The organism is Paenibacillus sp. F411 (assembly GCF_017582705.1).
Classification (GTDB): Bacteria; Bacillota; Bacilli; order Paenibacillales; family Paenibacillaceae; genus Paenibacillus_AQ; species Paenibacillus_AQ algicola.
The window spans coordinates 79,704-105,970 of sequence record NZ_JAGFIP010000013.1; the positions used below are offsets into that span (position 1 = coordinate 79,704).

The window sequence follows — 26,267 nt, forward strand, 5'->3', positions numbered from 1 at the left end:
GTTATGTACTTGATCCTCTTGTTATTTTACTCTCTTTTAGAATGATTACAAATGTCAGTCTCTTTCAAATAGACAGTGTGTCTGGAAACAGGTATGATAAGGTAGACTCTATGGACAAGGCAGGTAGTGATATGAAATTGCTGATCTCCCGATTTATTGCCATTCTTATTCTGGTCATTCCTGGGTTTATGGCTATGAAGGGCTTCCTCATGATGAAAGATGCTCTGTTTCTATATATCGCTGTGCACGGTGATGATACTGCGCTTCAGAAGAGCTTTAACTGGCTGACCTTTGGCGGCGGACTGATCCTGTTCATTCTCGGTATCGGATTTTTGGCCGGCTGGGTGCTGTTTCGCGACCGGAAGCGGAATTATGTCGGCCCCCGGTTCAAGGAGAAACGCAAGCATTAAGGTACATGGTTTTCATGCAGATCATGACCAGACTGAAGGAAACACCGGCAGCGTGAGCTTCCCGGTGTTTTTTGTGTTCTATCGACCTTATACCTTAGGATCGCTCACTTTACTCGTATAGCGCTTCTTTTAGCCTTGTGGACATCACGTCTTGCCGGGACGCCCTTAGCGCCGCTTTGCGCAGCTTATAGTTCTGCTCCTCCAATGCATCCAGCTCCTGGATCAATGTCAGTATCCATGCGGCAGCCTCCTCGGTCAGCTTTCCTTGAGTCAGCAGCTCCTGATAGCGGCCAAGCCGCGATTCATTCATTTCCTTATTCATGTCTTCGTCCCCTCCGTTAGAATGAAATACGCCACCTCCTGTGCGGTAAGCTCCTCGCTCCCCATCTACAAGAAATGACGTATGATCCACACCTTAAGTGTGTCAGCTCACTGCCCCTAACCCTTTCAAGACACCTTATGCTCAATTCTCAGCTTGTCCGCCACCATGGCTATGAATTCGCTGTTGGTTGGCTTGGATTTGCTGATGTTAATCGTATAACCGAATAAATGGCTGATGCTGTCAATATTGCCGCGGGTCCAGGCTACTTCAATCGCGTGGCGGATAGCACGCTCGACGCGTGAAGGCGTGGTCTTGAATTTCTCTGCGATCGCTGGATACAGCGTCTTGGTGATGGCACCCAAAATTTCAATGTTGTTGTACACCATTGTAATGGCTTCACGCAAATATTGATAGCCTTTAATATGCGCTGGAACTCCGATTTCATGAATAATGGACGTAATGTTAGCATCCAGATTCTTGCCCTTGCCCATGGGAACCACATTGGCCTTGGATGTAGAGGCAGCAAAAGAAGAGGAGCCTGCCAGGCTTCCGGATACTCCAACCAGCTGGCGGATCCGGCTGGCCAGTACTTCCATGTCAAAAGGCTTCAGAATATAATAAGATGCGCCCAGCTGGACAGCACGCTGCGTAATATTCTCTTGGCCGAATGCGGTCAGCATAATGACCTTCGGCTGCGGAGAAAGGTTCATCTCCCGAAGACGCTCCAGCACGCCCAATCCGTCCAGATGAGGCATAATAATATCCAAAATAAGTACATCCGGCACCTTGCCGGTCTGCTGGATCATGCTTAGTACCTCGTCGCCGTTATAAGCAATACCGCTGACCACCATATCTGGTTGTTCCGAAATATACTCCCCTAACAAATTTGTAAACTCGCGGTTATCATCAGCCAGTAACACTTCGATCTTTTGCAATTGATGCTCCTCCTTTATGATCACCTGGATTATTCATGTCCAAATTATCTTGATAAAGGATTTCGACAACGGGGTTTAAATTCCTTCTGTCGAAAATTATTTTTCTTTATTTTTTTCAATTCCTGATTTATAATTAATATTTTATTTCAATTTACCCTCTAATTCGCCTGCAATCGACAAAAAATCTTAAGGCGTTAGCTCGCCTTAAGATTTTTGGGTCTGTCAGGTTTCGCCGGAAGCACTCCGGAGTCCTGAAGCATCCATTCGATAAAGCAGCCGTAGCCGGATTTCGGATCGTTGACGAACACATGCGTCACGGCACCGATGAGCTTGCCATTCTGGACAATCGGACTGCCGCTCATCCCCTGCACAATCCCGCCCGTTTTCTTAATCAGCCGCGGATCTGTAATCCGGAGCACCATCCCTTTGGTAGCCGGCGCGTCCTGCTTGGATACATGAATGATTTCTACGTTGAACCTTTCCACCTGCTGGCCCTCTACAACGGTAAGAATTTCGGCAGGTCCCACTCTCACCTCACCGGATAATCCCACCGGAATGGGTTCAGGATAAAGACTGTGTTCCGGCTTATCCTTCATCTTGCCAAAGATGCCAAACGGTGTATTTCTCTGTACATCACCCAGCACACGGCTGTCCTTCAAGAAATGCGCCCGTTTCTCACCCGGCTCTCCCTCTTCACTGCGCGAGATGGAAGTAACGTTGGACTGAAGAATCTCACCGCTTCCGACCTCAATCGGGGTCTGGGTATTCATATCGGTAATGACATGTCCCAAGGCTCCATACACCTTCTGATGAGGCGCGTAAAAGGTTAATGTCCCTACACCCGCTGCAGAATCCCGAATGTACAGGCCCAGGCGCCAGGTCTGATCCTGTTCGTCAAAAGCAGGAGACAGCTTCGTTTGCATTTCATGACCGTCACGCTTAAAAATAATGTTCAGCGGCTTGTTGGCTTTTCCCGCCTGGTCCACAATGGCAGCCACTTTGGTGACATTATCCAGGGGCACACCGTTCATGGATGTCAGCAGATCACCCAGCTTCAAGCCGGCGCTTTCTCCCGGAGAAGCTTTCCCGCCACTGCCCCCATGAACCAGATGATGTCCGACAACGAGAATGCCGGCAGATTTGACCTTCACGCCAATCGTCTGGCCGCCGGGAACTACTTTAAGTTCGGGCATGACATCGACGTTCACGGTCTTGAGAGGAATGGTACCAAATAATTTCAGTTTAACCTGGGCGCTCCCGGCCTGCTGTGAGGTCAGCTGAATCGGATTGCGCAAAGAAACCTGCTGGGCATGATGAAAGGAGCCGTTAACCTGAACGACTTCCGGCCGATCCACAGAGGCCACCGCCTGTACAGGCATTGCCAGCTGCAGCTTTCCTTGCTGTCCGCTGAACATGGAAATATGATCCGGCAGCCTGGAAAAGGATTGAACAGGCTCGGCAGCGGCAACAAAGCAAAGAAAGAAGGCCATCAGCATTCCGAGCAGCTTTCTCTTGAGGTTGGGGTTCAATGGCTGTCACGCTCCCTTTTTCTTCTTTCGCTTGACGAAAAGGTTGGTCGCCAATTGCGTACCTTTAAGTTAACCTTGCCCCCACCCTTTTATAACTGTCAATCATTGACCCGCAGGCTGCCGGGAAGCTTTTTGCGCCTTCGCCAAATTCAGCATTTCCTGGGCATGATGAAGTGTTTTTTTAGTGATTTCCACGCCACCCAGCATCCGGGCGAGCTCTTCCACCCGTCCCTTCTCCTGCAGTGGCTCCACCTGCGTCATCGTTCTTCCTTCATCCAGTCTTTTCTCGATCAAGTATTGATGATCTGCCATGCACGCCACCTGCGGCAGATGGGTGATGGAGAATACCTGACAGCTTCTCGCCAGGATAAACAGCTTCTCGGCAATAGACTGGGCTGCGCGTCCGCTCACTCCCGTGTCTACCTCATCAAAGATCAGCACCGGAATCTGGTCATGTCTTGCAAAAATACTCTTCATAGCCAGCATGATCCGGGACATTTCGCCGCCGGAAGCAATTTTGGCCAACGGCCGCAGCGGCTCGCCGGGGTTTGGAGAGATGAGAAATTCCACGCTGTCTATTCCATGCCGGCTTAGGCGGATTTTTTGGCCACCATATTCAACGCTGCCGGAAGGATCCAGCTGCAGCTCGATCTTCACCTCCAGTGAAGTTCTCTCCATTTGAAGATCCTTTAGCTCATGCTCCACCTGAACGGCAAGGCTGGCCGCCATGTTACGGCGAGCCTTGGACAGCTCTTCTGCAGTCCCCAGCAGCTGTTGAAGCAAAATCTCCCGCTCTTCCCGCAGCTTCTCCAGATGCTCATCCTTGTTCTCCAGAAGATTACTTTCCTTCTCAATGTTCTTGTAGTATTCCAGAATCTGCTCTACATTATCCCCGTATTTCCGGCGAAGACTGGATATGGTGTTCAAGCGGTCATCAATCTCACTGAGACGATCGGGATTGAACTCAATCCCATCGCGGTAGTCACGTAGCTGGAATACTGCATCCTCCAGCTGATAGTAGGCGGATTGCAGCTGCTCCAGAATAGGCTTTAATTCCTTCTCATCGTAGCCCGCTACATCCTCAACCCGGTTCAAGGCCCGGCTAATGGACTCTAGACCGCTCGCGCCGAACAGAATATCGTACGCACCGCTGACCGAGTCCATCATCTTCTCGCTATGTGACAGCTTCAAGCGCTCCTCACCGAGCTCTTCATCCTCACCGGTGCGAAGCTTGGCGGCAGCGATCTCTTCCAGCTGATAACGATACATATCCAGCATTTGATACGCCTTCTGGCTGGTCTCCAGCAGCTCGTTCAGCTCTTTATCCACTCGGAGATAAGAGCTGTATTGCTCCTGGTATCGCTGCTTCAGCGGACCGATGACGGAGCTTCCGTAGGTGTCCAGCAGGCTGAGATGACGATCCGGGCGCAGCAGGCTCTGATGCTCATGCTGCCCGTGAATGTTGATAAGCTGCTCTCCAACCTCCCGAAGCATGCTGAGATTCACCAGCTGGCCATTAATGCGGGATGTGCTTTTCCCTTGGGCGGTCAGCTCCCTGCGAATGAGCAAATGCTCCTCCGGATGCCCCTCAATCCCCAGCCTCTCCAAGGTTTCCCATACCGGATGCTGCGGCGTGAGGTCGAATAAGGCTTCAATTTCTGCTTTGTCACAGCCGTAACGGACCAGATCTGCAGAGCCCCGCCCGCCCGCTGCAAGTCCAAGCGCATCAATAATAATGGATTTTCCCGCTCCCGTTTCACCCGTCAGTACATGAAAGCCCGGAAAAAACTGTACATCCACCGATTCAACAACAGCCAAGTTGCGGATCGATAAGGTTGCTAGCATAATGAAGCACCTCCACGCTGGAATATGATAATCAGGAAATATACCCCATGATTTGCGTGACGACGGTCTCGCTGTCTTCTTCGGTCCGGCAGATCATGAGTATCGTGTCATCGCCGCATATCGTTCCCATAATATGTGACCATTCCATGTTGTCAAGCAGCACCGCGACGGAATTTGCCGTCCCTGGCAAGCATTTCATGACAACCAGGTTACCCGTTCTGTCAATATGCACAAAATTGTCTACCAAGGCCCGCTTTAGCTTCTGCACGGGATTATACCTTTGGTCCGTCGGCATGGAATATTTGTATCGTCCGTCATCCATCGGGACCTTGATCAGCAGCAGCTCCTTGATATCCCTTGATACCGTCGCCTGTGTGACCTGAAAGCCTGCGTCGCGCAGTGCTTCAACTAGCTCATCCTGCGTCTCGATCTCCTGATGAGTAATAATGTCCCGGATTTTGATATGGCGTTGTCCCTTCATGTTACCAGACCCTCCTGAGCTTGCCCCTTAATAATGATTCTTGCTCCACATTTCATCTGTCCACTCCATCGTTACTTTCCGAACCGTTCCCTGCTGATCATCGACATAGAGGAGTCCGGCACAGTCCGGGTACATCAGCAGCACCGGCATAAGCCGGTCCCTTACTGAAGCCCCGCTCCAATCCATCGCCATTCGCTCGCGCGAGAGCTTGACCAGGTAAAGCTGCCCCTCCTCATCGGAGGCTACATAATCCACGAACAGGCGGCTATACACCTCCTGTGCCCCGATCTGAAAAGAAAGATTGATCTTTACCTTTCCGCCTATAACCTCATAACCGTCCTGCAGAAGCAGCTCAAGCGCCGGATGATCCTCAATCTGTTTGTGAATAGGCACCGTCGTAAAGACGGCCGTTTGCGGAGACGTCAGCCACCGATTCAGCCGCCACAGCACGACTCCTGCTGCCATAACCGCCAAAACCACCATGAGCACCCTGTCGATGTTTTCATGCATTTTTGGTTTCACCTCAAGAGGTGTAATTCGTGAATGAAAAAGTGAACTCCTTTATTTCAACAAAAGAAACCCATCATTTCGATGAGTTTCCCGTGAATGTATGAGCCGCCTGTTTGACCGTATCCTCGATCAGCTTGCTCAGAGCCTCAGGAATATGTTCCTTCTCTTGCTCCGGTGCTTCCGTCAGCAGGCCCGGCTCATCGGCAGTCACTGCCCAATGCGCCAGAAATTCAATATTTCCTTCACCGCCGGTAATAGGCGAAAAAGTAAGTCCCTTGAGGCTGAAGCCAAGCTGTGCTGCAAATCCGAGCACCTCTTGAAGCACCTCCCGGTGAACCTTGGGGTCCCGGACCACACCGGATTTGCCCACCTTCTCCCGTCCGGCCTCGAACTGGGGCTTGATCAGCGCAGCGACATCTCCCGGCTTACCAATTAACACCTTCAGGACGGGCAGGATGAGCTTAAGTGAGATAAACGATACATCAATGCTCGCAAAATCAGGACTCGGACCCTTCAGCTCTTCTGGCGTCATATAGCGAAAATTCGTCCGTTCCATCACCTGGACACGATCGTCATTGCGCAGCGACCAGTCCAGCTGATTGTACCCGACATCAATGGCATAGACGTACGAAGCTCCATGCTGAAGCGCGCAGTCTGTAAAGCCGCCGGTAGAAGATCCGATGTCCAGCATGCTTACTCCTTTCAGATCCAGTCCGAAGGTACGAATAGCCTTCTCCAGCTTAAGTCCCCCACGGCTTACATATGGGTGCAGTGCACCCTTTACCCGAATCTCGGCCGAGCGGGGAATTTTCATGCCCGCTTTCTCGATCCGTTCTGTTCCGGCATAGACGAGGCCGGCCATAATGGCGGCCTTCGCCTTCTCCCGGCTGTCATAAAACCCCTGCTCTACGAGCAAAAGATCAATGCGTTCTTTTTGTATGGAATCCATGCTATGCTCCTAAGCTCTGATACTAGGATGAGACACTGCGCTTGTTCCGCGCACCGACCGCAGGTGCAGTCAGTTCTCTTACCCGTGCGCATACTGCTTCGGCAGTTAAGCCTACCTCTGCCCTCTGCTGCTCGACACTGCCGTGCTCAATGAAGCGGTCCTCAATTCCCATCAGGGAAACGACAGCATCATAAGCCCCTTGCTCTGCAAAATACTCCAGCACGGCGCTGCCAAGACTGCCTGCTTGAGAAGCTTCCTCCAGCACGATCATCGCAGTGTGGGAAGTCGCCAGTTGATCCAGCATTCCCGTATCCAGCGGCTTCATAAACCGCGCGTTTACGATCTGTACCTGAACCCCTTCACGCTTCAGCATATCAGCGGCCGTCTCGGCCAGCTGCACCATAGGTCCTGCCGCCAGAATAGCACAGCCCTCTCCACTGCTCAGCTTCTCCCAAGAACCGATCGGGATACTCCGCAGCTCTTCGTCCAGGCTGACACCCAATCCGCTCAGGCGCGGGTAACGGTATGCAATCGGGCCGTCATTGTATTCAAGCGCCGTATACATCATATGACGAAGCTCATTCTCATCCTTCGGCATCATCATGACAAGGTTGGGAATGTGACGCATAAATGCGATATCGTATACCCCTTGATGAGTTTCTCCGTCTGCACCGACAAAGCCGGCCCGGTCAATCGCGAACATCACATTGGCGTTATGCCGGCAAATATCATGCACAATTTGATCATACGCACGCTGCATAAAGGTAGAGTACACCGCAAACACCGGCTTCATCCCTTCCATAGCCAGGGCCGCGCACATCGTCGCTGCATGCTGCTCTGCGATACCGACATCAATCATTCGGTCCGGGAATTCCTTGCTGAAAGGAATGAGCCCCGACCCTCCCGGCATGGCCGGAGTTACAGCGACAATACGATCATCCTGCTTGCCCAGCTCCACCAGTGTCGCGCCGAACACATCCGTATATTGCGGATTACCCACGGATTTCAATACCTGTCCGGACTCAATCTTGTAAGGAGAGATCCCGTGCCATTTATGCGAATCGTTCTCTGCAGGATGGTATCCCTTGCCCTTTGTCGTAATTACATGAATGAACACCGGTCCGTCCACATTATCCGCCTGGCGCAGCGTATCCATCAGCTTGCCCAGATCATGCCCGTCTACCGGTCCCAGATAAGTAAAGCCCAGCTCTTCAAAAAGAATCCCCGGCACCATCATATACTTCAGGCTGTCCTTTACGTTCTGTGCCGTCTTGGCGAGACGATCTCCGATCGCCGGAATCCGCTTGAGCAGGCTCTCCACCTCATCCTTCGCCCGAAGGTAGTGGCGGTCTGAGCGAATCTTGCTCAAATAATTGTGCATCGCACCTACATTCGGGGCGATCGACATCTCATTATCATTCAGAATGACCATCAGCTTCTTCTTCTCATGGCCAATATGGTTCAATGCTTCAAACGCCATGCCGCCGGTTAAAGCTCCATCCCCGATTACGGCTACGACGCGGTTGCTGCCGCCCTTCAAATCACGAGCGAGCGCCATGCCCATCGCTGCAGACAGCGAGGTGCTGCTGTGGCCCGCTTCCCAAACGTCATGCTCACTCTCGGTGCGCTTGACGAAGCCGCACAGCCCCTTGTATTTACGGAGCGTGTCAAACTGGTCCTTGCGCCCAGTCAATATTTTATGAACATAAGCCTGATGGCCCACATCAAAGATCATTTTATCGGAAGGACTGTCAAAGCAATAATGCAAGGCCAGCGTGAGCTCCACCACTCCCAGATTCGATGCAAGATGTCCGCCGGTTACCGATAGCTTTTCGATTAGAAACTGGCGGATTTCGGCCGCCAGCTCGACCAGTTCCTCAACCGACAGTGTTTTTAAATGCTCCGGTTGCTGTATTGTTGGAAGCAGCACAATGAATCTCCCCGCTTTCCTTGGTTAAGTTTATAGACATTAGACATTATATCACAAAAAAACCGCTTGCATGTACATCGCGCTTAGTGGTCCCGGGACATCAGATAATCGGCAATTTCCAAAAGACGCTGAACATCCTTTAATCCCGCACCTTCAATAACTTCCTTCGCTTCCCGAGTTAGCTGCTCTACCTTCTGCTGTGAAGCCTCCAGGCCGATAAAGTACGGATACGTAACCTTCTGCTGCTTGACGTCGCTTTGTACCTTTTTGCCCAGCTTGGCTTCATCTCCGGTCAGATCCAGAATGTCATCTTGAATTTGAAAAGCCAGCCCCAGATGATGACCGAACGTTCGCAGTGCCTGCAGCGCATTCTCCTCCACACCAGCGATTCTACCGCCAGCCAGCAGCGAGAACATGATCAGATCACTGGTCTTGTGGAGGTGAATATACTCCAGCTGCTCCAGATTCGTAAGGCCCTGCTCGCCTTCCATATCAGCCACCTGACCTCCGACCATGCCCCTCGGGCCGGCGTACTCCGAGAGCTCCTCGACAATAGCGAGCACTGCATCAGCAGGGACCCCGTGCTGCCTAGAGGCTTGAACGACACTGTAAAATGCATGGGTGAGCAGAGCGTCCCCGGCCAATATAGCCGCCGCCTCACCGAACACCTTATGATTCGTCGGCTTGCCGCGTCGAAAGTCATCATCGTCCATGGCCGGGAGATCATCATGAATTAAAGAGTATGTATGCACCATTTCAACTGCGCAGGCTACCGGAAGCGCAGCCTCCCTCTTCCCGCCGCCTGCCTCGCAGGCGGCGACCACAAGCAGCGGCCGCATCCGTTTGCCCCCCGCCATCAGGGAGTAGGACATGGATTCCTGCAAGCTTTGCGGCACACTCCACTGTGATGGCAGGAAGCTGCCCAGCTGATCATTCATCAGGCCCCCGATTTCTTGCATATACTGCTCCAGCGTCAACCGGTTATTCAAGCTCACCCGACTCCTCCATGGATGTGCCGAACGGACGGCGCTTAACCTCTCCGCCTTCCTCCACGACCATCTCGATTTTTTGTTCGACCTGCTCCAGCTTCTGGCTGCACAGCTGGGATAGCTTCATTCCCTTCTGGTACAGATCTATGGCTTTCTCCAAAGGCACGTCTCCATCCTCCAGCTGGCCGACAATCAGCTCCAGCTGCTCCATTGCTTCCTCAAAGCTCATCTCTGCTTCACTCGACATGTTCCTTCTCCTCCTTGATTCCCCAAATTTGACATTGCAAAGAGCCGTCACTGACCTTGACCTGAACCAGATCGCCGGGCTGAACCTCGCTCGTCTTCTTGATCAGCCGACTTTCGTGCTCATCATAGACCAGGCTGTAGCCGCGCGACATGACCTTCAGTGGACTGAGTGCATCCAGATGGCGGATTCTTGATAGAAGCTCCTGTCGTTTCGACCGCAAAATAAACTGCATCGCTTGCTTTAGCTGATCGCTGGCGTCATCCTTTCTCCTGCGTCCCGCCTCGGCCTGAACCTTCGGATTCAGCCGAACCAATCCCTGATTCAGAGAAGCCAAGCGCTCCCGGCTGTAGCGGGTATGTCCCTGCAGGCTGCCCTGCAGCCGCACTTTGAGCAGATCCAGCCGCTCGGCATGCCGGAGCATGTAGCGGCGAGGATGCACCAGTGCCGGAGAGCGTTGCAGCGAGGACAGCTGTTCACGCCTTCTGCGAAGGGACTGCTGCAGGCTCTGCCGGAGCTGCTTCTCCCGTTCCCGCAGCCTTTCCTTCAGCTCCAGCTGATTGGGAACAGCCAGCTCGGCGGCCGCTGTCGGGGTCGCCGCCCGGAGGTCAGCCGTGAAATCCGCGATGGTGAAATCCGTCTCATGACCTACTGCAGAAATGACAGGTATTCCGGAAGCATAAATAGCTCTCGCCACCGGCTCCTCGTTAAAGGCCCACAGCTCTTCCAGCGAGCCGCCGCCCCGGCCTACGATGAGCAGCTCTGCTTCCTGCAGCCGATTCAGCACCGTAATACCCTTGACGATCGAGGCCGCAGCCCCCTTCCCCTGCACCAGCACGGGGTAAAGCACCACTTTAGCCTGTGGATAACGGCGTCGAAGTGTAATCATGATGTCCCTGACCGCAGCGCCGGTGGGCGAGGTAATAACCCCGATCGTCTGAGGGTAAGAGGGTATAGGGCGTTTGCGCTCCGCGGAGAACAGCCCTTCACTTTCAAGCTTCTTTTTCAGCTGCTCAAAGGCCAAATACAAGGATCCGATCCCGTCCGGCTGCATGTGAGTGGCGTAGAACTGATACTGTCCATCCCGTTCATACACCGTCACATTACCTCGAGCAATAACCCGGGCACCTTCCTTCGGAATAAAGGGAAGCTTCTGGTTGTGAGCCGAGAACATGATTGACTTGACACGGCTGCCCTCATCCTTGAGCGTGAAATACATGTGACCGCTGGAATGATGCGTAAAATTCGAAATCTCTCCCCGAATCCACACGTCCGAAAGCCGGGGATCTCCGTCCATTTTCATCCGGATATAGCGGTTCAAGTCCTTGACGGAAAGAACGCGCTGCGGCTCGGCCGGTTTCATCATTAGGCCAGCCCGTTCAGGCGCTTCGCCGCCAGCAGCGTGTTCTGCATCAGCATCGTGATTGTCATCGGGCCCACACCGCCGGGAACCGGAGTAATATAGCCGGCAGCCTCTTTAGCGGATTCATAATCCACATCGCCCGCCAGCTTGCCGCTGTCCAGACGGTTGATGCCTACATCAATGACAACGGCGCCCGGCTTGATGTAGGAAGCATCCACCTTGTTCGCAATACCAATGGCGACCACGAGAACGTCAGCCTGTCTTGCGATCTCCTGCATATTAGCCGTGCGGGAGTGACACATCGTTACGGTTGCATGCTCCCGCTGCAGCAGCAGGGATACGGGCTTGCCGACAATATTGGATCTCCCGATAACAACGGCGTGCTTGCCTTCAAGCGTTAAACCGGTGCGTTTGATCAATTCAATAACCCCTGCCGGCGTACAAGGAAGCAGGCTGTCCTCTCCGATGACCAGGTTACCCACGTTGACGGGATGGAAGCCATCTACGTCTTTTTCAACAGCAATCGCGTCGATCACCGCTTTCTCCTCAATATGCTTTGGCAGCGGCAGCTGCACGAGAATGCCGTGAATCTGCTTGTTATGGTTCAGCTTGTCCACCAGCGCAAGCAGCTCCTCCTGACTGGTTGATGCCTCAAGACGGTGCACCTCGGAATAAAAGCCGAGCGTTTCGCAGGCCTTTGCTTTATTGCGGACATAAACCTGGGAAGCCTGGTCTTCGCCGACCAGTACAACAGCCAGACCGGGAGTGACACCCTTGCCTGCAAGCTCCTTGACTTCCTCCTTGATGCTCTCCCGAATTTCCTGCGACACCTGTGTTCCGCTAATTACGTTTGCACTCATTTCAAGCCTCTCCCTTGTCATTGAAATTGAAATCGTGGAGTCGTAAACCTGGATTGCTGCTATTTGTCCGTTCTGGCTGCGCTGCTACTCGGCAGAGCCTTCCAGGCGTGCCGTTACCTGCTCCAGATCCTGAAGCATTTTCCCCAGTACGCCATTGACGAACTTGCCAGACTCCTCCGTGCCAAAATGCTTGGACAGCTCGATCGCTTCATTCACGGCCACCTTGCCAGGCACGTCATCACGGTAGACCATCTCATAGACAGCAAGACGCAAAATTTGACGGTCTACGCGAGACAGACGGCTAACCTGCCAGCCCTTCAAATAGTCTGTCAGCACACCATCCACGCTGTCCTTCACCTTCCAGCAGCCGTTAACTAGCTGAAGCAGGGTATCGCGGACGCTGTCTTCATCACCGTCTATGCTGCGCTCGGTCTCATTCTCCTCGGCTGCTTCAGACAGCAGCATGGCAACGGCTTCCCCGCTTTGTACATCGTTCATTTCCATTTGATACAAGCTTTGAACTGCAATTTCCCTGATGACACGTCTTTTCATGTGTTTCCTCCTGCTTGGACCTTTTGAATCCCAGTTAATATAAAGCTTAGTATATCCCTATATGAAAAAAACCTGTGATGCACCTTTCTTTTTCGCTGTGCGAACGGACAGAGTGGTCTTCTCGCATTTGCCAAAAAGGAAGGCATATCACAGGGCTTCATTTAAACAGCCGCCACCGCTCCGTCAACCAGCGCCCCCATTCCTGCCAGCGATACAGGGGGCCTTGACGAAGATCACTTCGTTTACCGAAGGTGTAGCCGATAAATACCACAAATGCAAAGAACAGCATATCCCAAAATCCAAATGCTAAATAAATGAACCCACAGACCAGACCGCTGGCCACACCAAAGATTCGTCCTCCGTGACTCTCCCATATCGCTTTCCATGACATCCGAAGAAGCTCACCTCTATTCTACGCGGCTCTTGAAGCTGGGCGCCTGAACCACGTTTGCAATATACACGGCGACGCCGGAAACCGGTATTCCTGTTGTATCCTCCACGAAATCGTGGACCTGCTTCTGAACCTCGGTGGTCAGGGCCGGGATGGATTCCTCGCCATCTACCACAGCGCGAATCGTAATGTCCAGGCCTGCCTGGGATACCTTGATTCTTGCCTTTAGATCCCGAACTCCCCGAACACGGGAAGCAGCCTTCAGGCACAAATTCTCGATCGTTTCCACAGAAATCTGAATATCTCCATATTCAGTGCGCTGATCAATGGAATTTGTCGTTGTGCGATCACGGCGGATGGAGATATAGAAGAACCGGATACTCATCAGCAGAAGAACAGCCGCTGTAATGATACAGCCAAGAAACAGCACTTGTTCCTGGTCGAAGGTCAGATCATAGGGAATAACACCGCTCAGCAGGAGGATGGCAACGATGGATATAGCGCCGATGCTCAAGCTGTAAATAAAAAGCATAAAGCGGTCCAGGATTTTAGCCATGAACAGCACAGCCTCCTTAAAATTAGATGAAACCCTCGACAACCGTCAAGGGCTCAATAAGTAACTTATTTCACTCGCTGGATATGGTCCGGGTCCTCATGCTTCTCGCTGGTTTTGGCAAAATGCACATCATGGATATGCACATTGACTTCCACCACATTCAGTCCAGTCATATTCTCAATGGAGCGCTTTACGTTGCGCTGAATTTCACTAGCTACCTCGGGCAGCCGGTGACCGTACTCTACGATCACGGATACATCAACAGCAGCTTCGCGCTGGCCCACTTCAACCGTAACTCCCTTGGAGAGGTTCTTGCGGCCGAGCAGCTCGACAATGCCGCCGGCAAAGCCGCCGCTCATTCCAGCCACGCCTTTAACCTCTACCGTAGCCAGTCCCGCAATAACCTCGATGACTTCCGGTGAGATCTGGATCTGACCGATATCCGTCCGTTCAAATTCGGTCGGCGTCTGCAATGAATCTGCCATAGTCACGACACACCTTTCAATTTCAAATTAATATCCGAGCAGATACAGCATGCACACATTAAACCTACTATATCATCTGCCACATTCCTTGACAAACCATACCCTTGGAAGACCTATACCTCGTGATCCTCCAGGAATTTGATGTCGAAGTCACCCTGAAGAAAAACCGGATGGTTCAACAGCTTCTGGTGAAAAGGAATCGTAGTATGAATGCCCTCGATCTCAAACTCCACCAAAGCACGCTTCATCTTGGCGATGGCTTCTTCCCGGGTCGGAGCCCAGACAATCAGCTTGGCAATCATGGAGTCGTAAAAAGGCGTAATCGTGTATCCCGGATAAGCTGCGCTGTCCACGCGAACGCCCGGGCCGCCAGGAGGAAGATAGAACTGGATTTTGCCCGGTGCCGGCATAAAGCCTTTGTCGGGATTCTCCGCATTGATCCGGCATTCCATAGACCAGCCGTTAATCACGACCTCTTCCTGCTTGAAGGACAGTGGATGCCCTTCGGACACGGAAATCATCTCTTTGATCAGGTCAACCCCGGTAATCATCTCGGTTACAGGATGCTCGACCTGAATCCTTGTATTCATCTCCATGAAATAAAACTGATCATCCGGTCCCAGCAGAAATTCCAGCGTACCGGCCCCAGAGTAATGAACAGCCTTTGCTGCACGGACCGCTGCCTTCCCCATGCGTTCCCGAACCTCTGGAGTCAGCACCGGACAAGGCGCTTCCTCTACGAGCTTCTGACGGCGGCGCTGAACGGAGCAGTCACGCTCTCCCAAATGCACGGCATTACCATGACGGTCCGCAATAATCTGAATTTCAACGTGCTTCATGCCGGTTAGAAACTTTTCCAGATAAACACCAGCATTGCCGAATGCCTTCTGGGCTTCCTGCTGCGCAGTAGTAATCTGCTTGATCAGGGATTCCTCGTCATCCGCGATGCGGATGCCTTTGCCACCGCCGCCGGCCGTGGCCTTGATAATAACAGGGTAGCCGATATCCCGCGCGATCATAACCGCCTCGTTCAGATCCTCTACCAGGCCATCGGAGCCGGGAATAACAGGCACGCCGGCATCCTTCATTGTCTGCTTGGCCACCGCCTTGTCGCCCATTTTGGAAATGGCATCCGCCGAAGGGCCAATGAACGTAATATTGCAAGACTCGCAAATTTCAGCGAAGTCAGCGTTTTCAGCGAGAAAGCCGTAGCCGGGATGAATCGCGTCACACTCTGTCAGTGTGGCGACACTCATAATATTCGTAATGTTCAAGTAGCTGTCCTTAGACAGGGTGGGACCTATGCAGTAGGCTTCATCCGCCAGCTTGACATGAAGGGAATCATGATCCGGCTCGGAATATACAGCAACCGTGGAAATGCCCATTTCCCGGCACGCACGAATGATGCGCACCGCAATTTCGCCGCGGTTTGCAATCAGCACTTTTTGGAAAGTCATGCAGTTTACCTCCTTCGAACTTGTCGTTGTCGTGAAATGGTGTGATTCGGATGGAGGCGATTAATCCGGCTTCACCAGGAACAACGGCTGACCAAACTCGACCAACTGACCGTTCTGAACGAGGACTTCAACGACTTCACCCTTGATCTCAGCTTCCAGCTCATTCATCAGCTTCATCGCTTCAATAATACATACGGTGGATTTAACGCCCACCTTATCGCCAGCGCTGACAAACGCCGGCGCTTCCGGAGACGGGGAGCTGTAGAACGTTCCAACCATAGGTGACACAATCTTATGTAGGGAGCTAGCTGCATCTGCGGCTGCAGACGGCTCAGCAGGAGCTGTCGCAGGAGCCTGGCTTGGAGCCTGCGAAGGTGGTTGGAAAGGCTGCGGTACCGCATAAGCCTGAGGTGCAGCCTGGTAGCTGACGACTTCAGGATTTCCCGGCTTCTTGATAGACAGGCGGGTGCCTTCATTTTCGATTTCGAGCTCTTGAATAGAAGTTTGATCCACAAGCTCGATCAATTCCTTAATCTCGCTTAACTTAAACATTCTCAACTCTCACTCCTTCACGATCTGTCAAATTCAGCTTATGACAGTGTCAATAACTTAACGTATTATATCATAAACCGAAGAAATGGAAAGAGTCCAAGTCTTTATCCCGGACTCTTTCCACAGCTTCATATCAGGAGCAAAGGAGTCTTAAGGCGTTACATATTGGACACTGATCTTATCCTGGGAAACATTCAGCTCCTTCATGACCATGCTGACAATGCCTGCAGCATTTTTGGCATCCAGCCCTTCGCTCAGAACGACAACGTTGTAACGATCGTTCTCCTCCTTCACTACAGCATTCTCAAATTGCTGCTGCAGCTTCTCCTCGATGGACCACAGAATGGATTCTTTTTCCTCCAGGCTGTTAAGGTCGTTGGTCACTTTGGCGGTTTCTTCCGGCGTCGTGTTCTGATCCCCCAGCTTAGCCATCAGCTCCTCATGCAGCTGCATATTCTTGTTCGCCCGGTCCAGCTGATACGACTCCAGCTTGGCGGATGACGAGCCTGCCTGTACCTGGGCCACCTCTTCGAGAATTTCATCCTCGGATTTGGCCGTTTCCTTGCCGGACTCATTCACAGCGGTATCCTCTGACCCTGCTTCCGGCTGAGCGGGATTTCCGGTTTCATCGGCAGCCTCGCCACTGGCCTTGGAGGTATCTGTGTCACTGCCGGCTGCCGCATCCTCAGACTTGCCGGCATCGCCGTCTACGCCTTCCTCCACCACTTCATGGACGACAATTTCATCACCCTGGGCCTGCAGACCAAAATCCTGCGTCCGCTCTGCCACCGGCGGAGCCGCGGGTCCAGCGTCCTCCGTGAACAGATAATAGGCTGAGAGCACAACCATCAGGCTTAACATGGATACGAGCCAAATCGTTTGTCTTTTGTTATTCATTTTGAACACTTCCTCCTTTAAAATAACACTTGGAATCACTCTGGTTTCGCTTACTCCTGCTTGCGCGGCACGACTGAAATCTTATAGCTTGGTACACTGAGTCCTCTTTGAACAGCATCAACAATCAAGCTTTTGACAACCTCATTCTCAGCCCCCTTGGCCACGATCAGCACTCCGCGCACCTGCGGCTTGATCCGCTTGGTCACAATAGGGGTCTGTTCACCCGATGACTCATACGTTACAATCTCACCGTCCCGGGTATAGCTCGTTACATGCCGCTTGCCGCCTCCGGCATCGTTCTCCTCAGTCAGCTCCTGGGAATCCTTAACGTTGCGCTGTACAATAATCTCTTCTGTGGATTCCACCGTAATCATCACATCCACGGCGCCGACACCGACGATCTGCTCCAGCATGACCCGGGTCCTTGTTTCAAACTCCTGCTCAATATTCCCAAATGGACTGCCGCCTGGGTCCGGTGCAGGTGCCGCCAGCGTAGACGCGGGGTTATCTGGCGGCTCCCGCCCGATATTTTCGTGATCCAGCTTCTTGACGTTCACAAAGGAATTGAACAGCATCATGGCCACTCCCAGTAGCCCGAGAATAATAAGCCAGCGCAGGGTTTGCATTTTTTTCGCCCCGCCGTTCTCACCGCCCAGCCACTGCTCCAGCTTCTTGCTCCACTTTCCCAATACGGGCCCCCTCCTTCAGCTTATTTTCTGCCGTAACCGTGATGTTCTTCTCTTGAATGCTCCATGAAGCGCGAAGCAGCTTCTTCACCGCAGCTTCCTGCGCCTTCAGCCACGCTTCCTGTTCAGCGCCATAGGGCTGGGCAGAGACCTCTTGCTCGGAGTCATCTGGGCGCTGCTCCACTTCAATAACAACCGGGTCAATGCTAACCGGCTCTATATCTTTACGACCGCTCCCGTAAGGAGTCTGTACGTTGTTCATGTTCTCCCCGGGCGGCCTCAGCCTGACGACTACCGATGAAATTACAGGCTCAGGCTCAGATCCCCTACCGCCTTCTTGCAGCAGCAGCGACACCTCGACCGCCTCCGGCTCTTCTCCTGTCTCCGCTGCAATCTCCTTCTTCATCTCCAGGGCTGCCTGCTCGGCGGCCCATTGGAGGCTTTGCCGCTCTCGCGTCTCTTTGATGTCCTCTGCCTGTGCCAGGATCTGTGCGAGACCTGTCTGCGCCTGCTTCGAGCCCTGCTCAATCGACTCCAGCTGCTCTGCCAGCCTTACCTCGGGTGCCTCATGAAAGAGCTGGAGGATCGGCTGCAGCAGCGCCAGCAGAACCATAAGGCTCAGCACAAGACGCGCATAGCGCTGCATGGAATTTCCAGGCAGCAGCAGCTCTACCAGCGCTGCAAAGATCACAATCAGGATGACGTTTCTCAGCCATTCACTCAGCCAATCCATGACATCCCTCCCTTCCATTTCACACCGCTATCGCATCATGACCGTAATATTGGCAGCTGATAAGAGAATCGTAATGGCCAGAAAGAACATCAGACTGACTGCGGCCAGCGCTGCAAACACATATAGCATGGTTTTGCCAATAGCCTGCAGGCATTTCACGATCGGCGTATCACCCAGTGGCTGCATGATGGCCGAGGCCAGGTTATAAATGAGTGCCAGCGCCAGGATCTTGATGCCGGGAAACGCACATAGAAACAAAATGATGATGACACCGGCGAGACCAATGGAGTTCTTCACGAGCAGGGAAGCTGAAATAACGGTATCTGTCGCATCAGCAAACATTTTGCCTACGACGGGAACGAAGTTGCCTGTCACGTATTTGGCGGTTCGAATAGCGACACCGTCCGAAATCGATCCGGTCACCCCTTGTACAGAAATGACACCGAGAAAGACGGTGAGCAGGACGCCCAGAATTCCCATCCCAATCCCGCGAAGGAGATTGCCGAGCTGTGTCAGCTTGTACTTTTCTGATAGAGAGCTCACCAGATACAGCATGGCAGCGAAGAACAACAGCGGAAACACGACTGTACTGATCAAGGTGCCCACGGTATGAACCATAAAGATGATCAGGGGATGCGAGATCGATACGGTCACGACATTGCCCATAGAGGCCAGGAGCGCAAATAGCAGCGGCAGCATGGCCAGCATGAAATCGATCATCTGATCAATCGCATCCTTGGCATATCCGATGGCCACCCGGAAGCTGTTCACGGCGATGACGAGAACGACCATATAGCAGATGGTATAGGCTACCCGGCTCACTGTGCTTTTTTCAAAGGCCGTGTGCAGATTTTCCAAAATCATACTCAGAATGCTGATCATCATAATCGCGGCGAGCAGCCTGCCATTGTACAGCACCTCGTGCCAGATATATCCCATGAGGGTTGACAGCATTGTCGACAGCTCCAGCCCTTCGCCTCCGGGCAGCAGCAGGTCCATCAGGGAAGGGGACTGTCCATCCGGAAAAAAACCGCCGTACTCCTGCATAAGCTGGTCCCAATATTGCTCCACCGGCTCTACCGGCAGCTCCTCCGCCTGCTCCTGCACCCACTGGTCGGCTGGTGATGTCGAAGACGCTTCAGCGAAAGAAACACCCGGCAGAAAAGACAGGAGAAGCAGAGGAATCAGCAGGATCACGAGCCGTGCCGGAAGACCTGGCCTCGCCGGATATGACTTCAAGTTCATCCCCTCTTTCTCAAGCCGGCAGCAGCTTCAGTACCGTTTCAATAATGATGCCGATGATCGGCACGGCCAGAACCAGAATCAGCACCTTTCCGGCCATTTCAATCTTGGAGGCGATGGATTCCTGACCGGCATCCCGGACGACCTGAGCTCCCATTTCAGCAATGTAGGCAATGCCGATAATTTTCAGGACTGTCTTCAGGTAGATGATCTGCACGCCGGATCTCTCTGCGAGATCCTCCAGCATGGTGATGACCGTCCCGATCTTGCCCGCCAGAAACAAAAAGATAACAACGCTTGTGGTTACTGTAAGCAGAAAAGCAAATAGCGGCTTCTGTTCTTTGATGATCAGGATCAGTATGGTGGAGATCAGTCCGATACCGACAATTTGTATCATATCCATGGCGGTCTAAGCCTTACTGAAACAAAAATATCGTTCGGATTTCCTGAAGCAGATCATCCAGCAGCCGAACCACCATAAACAAAACAACGACGAATCCAATCAATGTTACCCAGTGTGCCATATCCTCTTTTCCCATCTGCTTCAGGACGGTATGAATCATGGCAATAATAATGCCAATCCCGGCAATTTGGAAAATGGCGTTCACTTCTATGTTCATTTCCTGGCACCTCGCTAAAAGATCAAAATGACGATCAATGCACTGATGAGAAAGCCCAGGCTTTTGCTCATTTTTTCATATCTGGCCTGATCCTCTCGGGCCGCCGCCTCTTCATGCTTCAGCTGGCTGGCGGCAAGTGCAATATGCTTCATCTGGTCCTGCCGGTCGCTAGTGCCAAGCACAATGCTCAGCTGCCGGATCACTTCCCGTTCAGCCGGCTTCATGCTGGTCTGCCTCCAGTACAGGCGGAGCGAGGACTCCATGCTTTCCTGAACGGACAGACCCGCCTGCGGTCCCATTCCCCGAGCCGCCTCCAGAAATAAACCGGAGAGCGGCATCTTCATCGAGGCTCCGATTCGCTCCAGAGCCCGGGGCAGCGGGGTAAAGCCATAGCTGATTTCTGTCTCCAGCCTCTGGAGTGCCAGAATCAGCTCGCGGATCTGCCGGGGGCGGGCGGCGAATTGCCTGGCTTGATACAAGCCGGCCAGCCCGCCGGAGAGGATAACCAGAGCAGCGCCAAACCATTTAAGCACTCAGGTCACCACCCCGTGCGGCCACGATGACTTGATCTCGTTGACGCTGGCATCATACAGGCGAAAAAAGAAACCCCCTTGTGACCTGTCCAGCACGGCATAACGCTCAAACACCCGGGCCTTCATGAGAGAAGCAAGCGCCTGTCTGCCCGCTGCATCCTCCAGGGAGGAGCCGTGGGCCGTAGCGACCACGCTGATTCCGGCATGGAGTGCTTCCGAGACCGCCTCTGCATCCTCCGGCCTTCCGATCTCGTCCACCATCAGCACCTCCGGCGACATGGAGCGAATCATCATCATCATGCCTTCCGCCTTCGGGCACCCGTCCAGCACGTCAGTTCTGGGGCCCAGATCGAAGGAGGGCACCCCCTGAATACATCCGGCTATTTCAGAGCGTTCATCCACTACGCCAACTTTTTTTCCCTGACAGGCTGTGAAAGCTGAAGGTGAATAGCCGCTGCTGATTAGCCGGGCCAGATCGCGCAGGATCGTTGTCTTACCCTTCTGCGGAGACGATACCATTAGCGTATGCCTGATCCGGTTTCGATCCCGATCCAGCAAATAGGGCAGCAGCGGCTCGGCAGCGCCTCTGATTTCTTTGGCGAGCCGAAGATTGAAGCTGCTAATATCCCGGATATGCCTCACCTTCCCATCACTAAGCACAGTTCGTCCAGCCAGGCCGACACGGTGTCCGCCAGGTATGGTGATGAAGCCCTTGCGAAGCTCCTCCTCCAGCGTGTATAAAGAATGATTGCTCATCATATCCAGCAGCCTCAGCATATCCTCCCGGGTTGGCTTGTACGCCTCCTCTGGCTTGCGTGTAAAGGTTCCAGCGGGTGTTAGAAACTGAAACACTCCTTCATAGTTCAGCTCCAGCGGGCGGCCTTCCCGCAGCCGGATTTCTTCCAGCGGCTTCATGACGTCTTGAGGCATGCAACGCAGCAGAGCCTGAATATGATCCGGAAACAGATCCAGCCAGCTTGTATTCATAAGCATTTCCTCCAGTGTAATTCGTTGCTAAGTCATGTCCTATTTCATGTGTATGCCTGTACGCCCCAATTATGCACCGAATCTATCATTTTTTTAAAATCCCATATAACAGAAATGCTGCTCCGCACATGATCCAGCCGATTTTGCCCCAGGACAGCTTGTCCGCCATGCCAAACAGTCCGATCGTCGTCGTCAGGATCAGCACCAGGGGACCGACAAAGGCCAGCGCAGAATTCACAGCCAGCGCTTTATCTACCTGATTCAGGCGAAGCATCCAGATCGCTGCCAGAATTTCAACACTGCCGGAAAACAGCCGGAGGGAAGCCATACTCACCACAAACTTGTCCAGCATGTTCAACCTCCTCCATAATTTGATAACTTACCATATGCATCATAGCTTTCATTTATCTCTACTTTTTTGGAGGAGGCTATACGAAGCTGGTAGAATACAACATGAAGACAGCACAAAAAAAGCACGGATGTGCGGGGAATATATTCCGCGCACATCCGTGCTTCATATGGATCGAATTAGCTGCACTTTCTTTGAATCAATTACCGGCGAACCTGTGGCCCGCCTACAGAAGCCTGCTCTGTGGTATCCAGACCGTAAGCAGTATGCAATGCCCGAACGACACCTTCCAGATTACTGCTCTCAATGACGCAGGATACTTTAATCTCCGAGGTGCTGACCATCTTGATGCTGACCTCCTGCTTGGAGATCACATCGAACATTTGAGCAGCAACACCCGGATGGCTGACCATGCCGGCGCCGACGATCGACACCTTCACGAGATTCACCTCAGAGGTCACTTCGCGGAACGGAAGCTCGCTGCGGATGCCTTCAATGACCGCAAGTGCGCGCTCCGACTCATCGCGGGAAATGGTAAAGGAGAAGTCAGCTTCTCCGTTCTGCACACCGCTCTGTACGATAATATCGACGTCAATGCCTTCCTGTGCCAGGGCACCGAACACCTTGGCAAGCACGCCGGGATAATCAGACACTCCCAAAATACTGATTCTGGCCACATTCTTATCAAAAGCGATTCCGCTGACTACTGCGCCTTGCTCCATGCTGGCTTCCTCCTTCACAACCGTACCTTCGTTATAATTAAAGCTGGATCTTACAACAAGCTTGACATCATTATGCTTCGCATATTCAACAGCCCGCGGATGAAGCACTGCCGCTCCCAGATTTGCAAGCTCCAGCATTTCATCGTATGAGATTTCCTGCAGCTTGCGCGCGCATTTCACGACACGCGGATCGGTGGAGTAGATGCCGTCAACATCTGTATAAATTTCACAAACGTCAGCATGGACAGCAGCAGCCAGTGCAACGGCGGTCGTATCGGAGCCGCCCCGGCCGAGTGTCGTAATTTCGCCTTCCTCAGTCATGCCCTGGAAGCCGGCGACAATAACGATCTTGCCCTGCTCCAGTGCCTTCTGAACGCGAATAGGGGTAATATCTGTAATGCGGGCCTTGCCGTGTACAGCTTCCGTGCGGAAGCCAGCCTGCCAGCCCGTATATGAGACCGCTTCACGCCCGAGTCTATGAATGCTCATGGCAAGAAGAGACATCGAGATCTGCTCTCCTGTCGTCATCAGCATATCCATTTCCCGTGCAGGCGGATGTTCATTTAATAACTTGGATTGGTCAATCAAATCGTCTGTCGTATCGCCCATTGCAGAAACGACGACAACCACTTGATGCCCTTCATCCTGCTTCTCAACAATTCTTCGGGCGACGCGCTGCATACGCTCCGTGTCCCCGACGGAGCTGCCCCCGAATTTCATAACATACAGTGACAACCTGCCTTCACTCCCTACTTTATCAGTATGTATCCATGGTTTCTCACTTTAAAACAGTATAATACGAAAGTGCTTGGTTCCGTCAAGCAATTTCATAGCTGTCACCAAAAGTTCGGCAGGCTGGGAAATCAGCCCATCTTCTTGCAGCTACAAAAAAGCCGCCCTCCTGCATAACCTGCAGACAAGGGCGGCGGTGCTCACAACGATTAAGCGCGGGAAATATATTTGCCTTCACGAGTGTCTACGAGCAGGACATCATCTTCGTTAATGAAGAGAGGAACCTGTACGTTCAGGCCGGTTTCCAGCTTCGCATTCTTGGTTGCTCCAGTAGCCGTGTTCCCCTTGATGCCCGGCTCCGTCTCAACAACCTTCAGGTCCACACTGTTCGGCAGGTTAATCCCGAGAATTTCGCCCTGGTAGCTGACGATGTTCACGTTCATGTTCTCTTTCAGGAAGTTTAATTCCCATTCCAGCTGCTCGCTGGTCAGGCTGAACTGATCGTACGTTTCGTTGTCCATGAACACATGCTCTTGGCCGCTCGCATACAGGTACTGCACGCCGCGGTTCTCGATCATGGCACGGCCGATCGTCTCTCCTGCACGGAATGTTTTCTCGACCGTATTGCCATTGCGCAGGTTCTTCAGCTTGGAGCGAACGAACGCTGCCCCCTTGCCCGGTTTCACGTGCTGAAACTCAATAACGGTGAAAATATCGCCGTCAACCTCAACGGTCAGGCCTGTTTTGAAATCGTTAACTGAAATCACAAAAATCCCTCCTGGTTAAATAGGTCGTTAGCGACCTGGTTCTTCTTGATTCTGCTGCCCGGATGGACTGTGCTTAAAGCACGGTAAAATCTTTGGGCGAAGATGTTAAAATATGAATACCCGATTCCTGGATCACAATATCATCCTCGATCCGAACACCGCCGAGGCCCGGAATATAAATCCCTGGCTCTACAGTCACGACCATGCCTGGCATCAGCACATCATCACTCAGCTTGGAAAGGCGGGGCATCTCGTGAACCTCCATTCCGAGACCATGTCCCGTACTGTGTCCAAAGTACTCCCCGTAACCGTATCGCGTAATGATATCGCGGGCAAGCGCATCGGCTTCACGCCCTGTCATTCCCGCTTTGATGTGTTCGAGCGTATGCAGCTGGGCTTGTAGCACAATATCATAAATTTCCTTCAGCTTCGGATCCGGTTTGCCTACGGCAATTGTACGTGTTAAGTCCGAGCAGTAGCCGTTCAGCAGCGCCCCGAAATCAAAGGTGATCAATTCATTGGAGCCAATGATCTTGTCACTCGCAACGCCGTGAGGCAGCGCAGACCGGACTCCTGAAGCCACAATCGTGTCAAAGGAAGACGACGTCGCCCCTCTCTCCCGCATAAACATCTCCATCGAGAGATCAATTTCCGACTCCGACTTCCCGCTCTGAACGATGCCCAGCACGTACTGGAACGTCTCATCCGCCAAATCAGCAGCCTGCTGCATCACCTTCAGCTCGTCACTGTCCTTGATAATCCGAAGCTGTTCAACCATTCCGCTCACCGGAGTGAGCGTAACCGACTTCAGCTGCTCCGCATAGGTCATGTACACGGAGTATGTAACGTGATCCTGCTCGAAGCCGAGCGAGGTCACGCTTTCTTGAGCCAGAAGCTCCTTGACCGTTTCCATCACCTTGGCACCGTGTTCAATGACTTCATACCCTGGTGCCTGCTGAGGCGCCTGGGTCATGTAACGAAAATCGGTCAGCAGATAGGAGTGCTCTTTCGTGATGAGCACGTATCCGGCAGATCCGGTAAAGCCGGTCAAGTACCGGCGGTTCACCGCACTGGACACTAACAAGGCCTGCAAGCCCTTGCTGTCCATGATCTCCCGGAGCCGAGCTGCTCTGTGGTTAGCCATATTGCTTCAATCCCTTCCGAATCCTGTTCATCGTGTTAGCGCGTGCTGCTGCCCCCATTCAGAATATCCAGCAGGGCGTGAAACCCAAGCTTGTAGCTGCCTGCACCAAAGCCGCAGATCTGTCCGGCACATACCGGAGCGATGACCGACGTATGGCGGAAGGCTTCCCGGGCGTGGACGTTCGATAGATGAACCTCAACCGTTGGAATGCTGACCGAGCTGATCGCATCCCGGATGGCATAGCTGTAATGGGTAAAGGCTCCCGGATTCAGCAGGATGCCGTCAGCCTGTCCCATTGCTTCATGAATACGGTCAATCAGCGCGCCCTCATGATTGGATTGAAAGAACGTTACGGAAACCGAGTTACGTTCTCCTTCCTCCACTAAAGCTTCTTCAATGCTCTGCAGTGACGTGCTGCCGTAGACGCCGGGCTCCCGTATGCCGAGCAGGTTCAAATTGGGTCCGTTCATGACCCAGATGGACTTCATAAGGCTT

32 protein-coding genes are annotated in these 26,267 nt (G+C 52.7%); 1 reads left to right on the top strand and 31 read right to left on the bottom strand.

Translation table 11 applies throughout. The annotated features are described in order from the left end of the window. Positions 1-131: 131 nt before the first annotated feature. On the top strand, positions 132-410 hold the full coding sequence (locus tag JJQ72_RS14070) for a DUF2627 domain-containing protein (RefSeq protein ID WP_208204055.1): 279 nt from the start codon (positions 132-134) through the stop codon (positions 408-410). Positions 411-519: 109 nt separating this feature from the next. Here the strand turns inward: JJQ72_RS14070 and JJQ72_RS14075 are convergent, their stop codons facing one another. The 31 genes from JJQ72_RS14075 to aroQ form a co-directional block, all read right to left on the bottom strand. Then, positions 520-732 carry a hypothetical protein gene (locus JJQ72_RS14075; RefSeq protein WP_208204056.1) on the bottom strand — a complete coding sequence of 71 codons (213 nt, stop codon included), beginning with the start codon at positions 730-732 and terminating at the stop codon, positions 520-522. A gap of 125 nt (positions 733-857) precedes the next feature. Then, complete coding sequence (gene spo0A / locus JJQ72_RS14080; RefSeq protein ID WP_138225500.1) at positions 858-1,667, bottom strand: sporulation transcription factor Spo0A; 810 nt, start codon at positions 1,665-1,667, stop codon at positions 858-860. A 194-nt stretch (positions 1,668-1,861) separates the two neighbouring features. Further along, positions 1,862-3,196, bottom strand: a complete 1,335-nt coding sequence (gene spoIVB, locus JJQ72_RS14085) for a SpoIVB peptidase (protein ID WP_208204057.1) — start codon at positions 3,194-3,196, stop codon at positions 1,862-1,864. A gap of 102 nt (positions 3,197-3,298) precedes the next feature. Then, positions 3,299-5,041, bottom strand: a complete 1,743-nt coding sequence (gene recN, locus JJQ72_RS14090; protein ID WP_208204058.1) for a DNA repair protein RecN — start codon at positions 5,039-5,041, stop codon at positions 3,299-3,301. 31 nt (positions 5,042-5,072) lie between these two features. After that, positions 5,073-5,522, bottom strand: coding sequence for a transcriptional regulator AhrC/ArgR (gene ahrC, locus JJQ72_RS14095; protein WP_138225497.1), 450 nt, complete (start codon positions 5,520-5,522; stop codon positions 5,073-5,075). 27 nt (positions 5,523-5,549) lie between these two features. Then, complete coding sequence (locus JJQ72_RS14100; protein ID WP_208204059.1) at positions 5,550-6,032, bottom strand: hypothetical protein; 483 nt, start codon at positions 6,030-6,032, stop codon at positions 5,550-5,552. 73 nt (positions 6,033-6,105) lie between these two features. Continuing rightward, a complete protein-coding gene (locus tag JJQ72_RS14105) occupies positions 6,106-6,981 on the bottom strand; it encodes a TlyA family RNA methyltransferase (protein ID WP_138225495.1) in 876 nt (291 codons plus the stop codon). Between the two features lie 22 nt (positions 6,982-7,003). Then, complete coding sequence (dxs, locus tag JJQ72_RS14110) at positions 7,004-8,911, bottom strand: 1-deoxy-D-xylulose-5-phosphate synthase (protein ID WP_208204060.1); 1,908 nt, start codon at positions 8,909-8,911, stop codon at positions 7,004-7,006. Positions 8,912-8,994: 83 nt separating this feature from the next. After that, on the bottom strand, positions 8,995-9,849 hold the full coding sequence (locus JJQ72_RS14115; protein ID WP_407669155.1) for a polyprenyl synthetase family protein: 855 nt from the start codon (positions 9,847-9,849) through the stop codon (positions 8,995-8,997). A 43-nt stretch (positions 9,850-9,892) separates the two neighbouring features. After that, a complete protein-coding gene (gene xseB, locus JJQ72_RS14120; protein WP_138225492.1) occupies positions 9,893-10,147 on the bottom strand; it encodes an exodeoxyribonuclease VII small subunit in 255 nt (84 codons plus the stop codon). Then, positions 10,137-11,507 (bottom strand): exodeoxyribonuclease VII large subunit, encoded by a 1,371-nt coding sequence (gene xseA / locus JJQ72_RS14125; protein ID WP_138227698.1) that lies wholly within the window; start codon positions 11,505-11,507, stop codon positions 10,137-10,139. Before xseA ends, xseB begins: the two co-directional genes overlap by 11 nt. A gap of 2 nt (positions 11,508-11,509) precedes the next feature. Continuing rightward, a complete protein-coding gene (gene folD, locus JJQ72_RS14130; protein WP_208204061.1) occupies positions 11,510-12,367 on the bottom strand; it encodes a bifunctional methylenetetrahydrofolate dehydrogenase/methenyltetrahydrofolate cyclohydrolase FolD in 858 nt (285 codons plus the stop codon). Between the two features lie 84 nt (positions 12,368-12,451). After that, the gene (nusB, locus tag JJQ72_RS14135) at positions 12,452-12,919 is read right to left on the bottom strand and encodes a transcription antitermination factor NusB (protein WP_138225490.1); all 468 of its coding nucleotides are present in this window, start codon (positions 12,917-12,919) and stop codon (positions 12,452-12,454) included. Positions 12,920-13,076: 157 nt separating this feature from the next. Beyond that, complete coding sequence (locus JJQ72_RS14140) at positions 13,077-13,310, bottom strand: DUF2273 domain-containing protein (RefSeq protein ID WP_138225489.1); 234 nt, start codon at positions 13,308-13,310, stop codon at positions 13,077-13,079. Between the two features lie 16 nt (positions 13,311-13,326). Further along, positions 13,327-13,866, bottom strand: a complete 540-nt coding sequence (gene amaP / locus JJQ72_RS14145; RefSeq protein WP_208204062.1) for an alkaline shock response membrane anchor protein AmaP — start codon at positions 13,864-13,866, stop codon at positions 13,327-13,329. A 65-nt stretch (positions 13,867-13,931) separates the two neighbouring features. Continuing rightward, complete coding sequence (locus tag JJQ72_RS14150; protein ID WP_138225487.1) at positions 13,932-14,351, bottom strand: Asp23/Gls24 family envelope stress response protein; 420 nt, start codon at positions 14,349-14,351, stop codon at positions 13,932-13,934. A 113-nt stretch (positions 14,352-14,464) separates the two neighbouring features. Continuing rightward, positions 14,465-15,808, bottom strand: coding sequence for an acetyl-CoA carboxylase biotin carboxylase subunit (gene accC / locus JJQ72_RS14155; RefSeq protein WP_138225486.1), 1,344 nt, complete (start codon positions 15,806-15,808; stop codon positions 14,465-14,467). A gap of 60 nt (positions 15,809-15,868) precedes the next feature. Then, the gene (accB, locus tag JJQ72_RS14160) at positions 15,869-16,360 is read right to left on the bottom strand and encodes an acetyl-CoA carboxylase biotin carboxyl carrier protein (protein WP_208204063.1); all 492 of its coding nucleotides are present in this window, start codon (positions 16,358-16,360) and stop codon (positions 15,869-15,871) included. Between the two features lie 150 nt (positions 16,361-16,510). Then, positions 16,511-17,257, bottom strand: coding sequence for a SpoIIIAH-like family protein (locus JJQ72_RS14165; RefSeq protein ID WP_208204064.1), 747 nt, complete (start codon positions 17,255-17,257; stop codon positions 16,511-16,513). 50 nt (positions 17,258-17,307) lie between these two features. Further along, complete coding sequence (gene spoIIIAG, locus JJQ72_RS14170) at positions 17,308-17,946, bottom strand: stage III sporulation protein AG (RefSeq protein ID WP_175415253.1); 639 nt, start codon at positions 17,944-17,946, stop codon at positions 17,308-17,310. Continuing rightward, complete coding sequence (gene spoIIIAF, locus JJQ72_RS14175) at positions 17,903-18,676, bottom strand: stage III sporulation protein AF (RefSeq protein WP_208204065.1); 774 nt, start codon at positions 18,674-18,676, stop codon at positions 17,903-17,905. Before spoIIIAF ends, spoIIIAG begins: the two co-directional genes overlap by 44 nt. 27 nt (positions 18,677-18,703) lie before the next feature. After that, entirely contained in the window at positions 18,704-19,915 is a 1,212-nt protein-coding gene (gene spoIIIAE, locus JJQ72_RS14180) for a stage III sporulation protein AE (RefSeq protein WP_243896088.1), read from the bottom strand. 16 nt (positions 19,916-19,931) lie between these two features. Beyond that, complete coding sequence (spoIIIAD, locus tag JJQ72_RS14185; RefSeq protein ID WP_138225481.1) at positions 19,932-20,321, bottom strand: stage III sporulation protein AD; 390 nt, start codon at positions 20,319-20,321, stop codon at positions 19,932-19,934. Positions 20,322-20,334: 13 nt separating this feature from the next. Next, positions 20,335-20,538: a stage III sporulation protein AC gene (gene spoIIIAC / locus JJQ72_RS14190; protein ID WP_138225480.1), complete on the bottom strand. Its 204-nt coding sequence runs from the start codon at positions 20,536-20,538 to the stop codon at positions 20,335-20,337. A 14-nt stretch (positions 20,539-20,552) separates the two neighbouring features. Further along, positions 20,553-21,071, bottom strand: coding sequence for a stage III sporulation protein SpoIIIAB (gene spoIIIAB / locus JJQ72_RS14195; RefSeq protein WP_138225479.1), 519 nt, complete (start codon positions 21,069-21,071; stop codon positions 20,553-20,555). Further along, positions 21,072-22,058 carry a stage III sporulation protein AA gene (spoIIIAA, locus tag JJQ72_RS14200; RefSeq protein ID WP_208204067.1) on the bottom strand — a complete coding sequence of 329 codons (987 nt, stop codon included), beginning with the start codon at positions 22,056-22,058 and terminating at the stop codon, positions 21,072-21,074. Positions 22,059-22,143: 85 nt separating this feature from the next. After that, positions 22,144-22,410, bottom strand: a complete 267-nt coding sequence (locus JJQ72_RS14205; protein ID WP_138225477.1) for a YqhV family protein — start codon at positions 22,408-22,410, stop codon at positions 22,144-22,146. A gap of 200 nt (positions 22,411-22,610) precedes the next feature. Next, entirely contained in the window at positions 22,611-23,864 is a 1,254-nt protein-coding gene (locus JJQ72_RS14210) for an aspartate kinase (RefSeq protein ID WP_208204068.1), read from the bottom strand. A gap of 206 nt (positions 23,865-24,070) precedes the next feature. Next, positions 24,071-24,628, bottom strand: coding sequence for an elongation factor P (gene efp / locus JJQ72_RS14215; protein WP_138225475.1), 558 nt, complete (start codon positions 24,626-24,628; stop codon positions 24,071-24,073). 73 nt (positions 24,629-24,701) lie between these two features. After that, positions 24,702-25,772, bottom strand: a complete 1,071-nt coding sequence (locus JJQ72_RS14220) for a M24 family metallopeptidase (protein ID WP_208204069.1) — start codon at positions 25,770-25,772, stop codon at positions 24,702-24,704. 35 nt (positions 25,773-25,807) lie between these two features. Next, positions 25,808-26,260, bottom strand: a complete 453-nt coding sequence (gene aroQ / locus JJQ72_RS14225) for a type II 3-dehydroquinate dehydratase (RefSeq protein ID WP_208204070.1) — start codon at positions 26,258-26,260, stop codon at positions 25,808-25,810. Between the last annotated feature and the right edge of the window lie 7 nt (positions 26,261-26,267).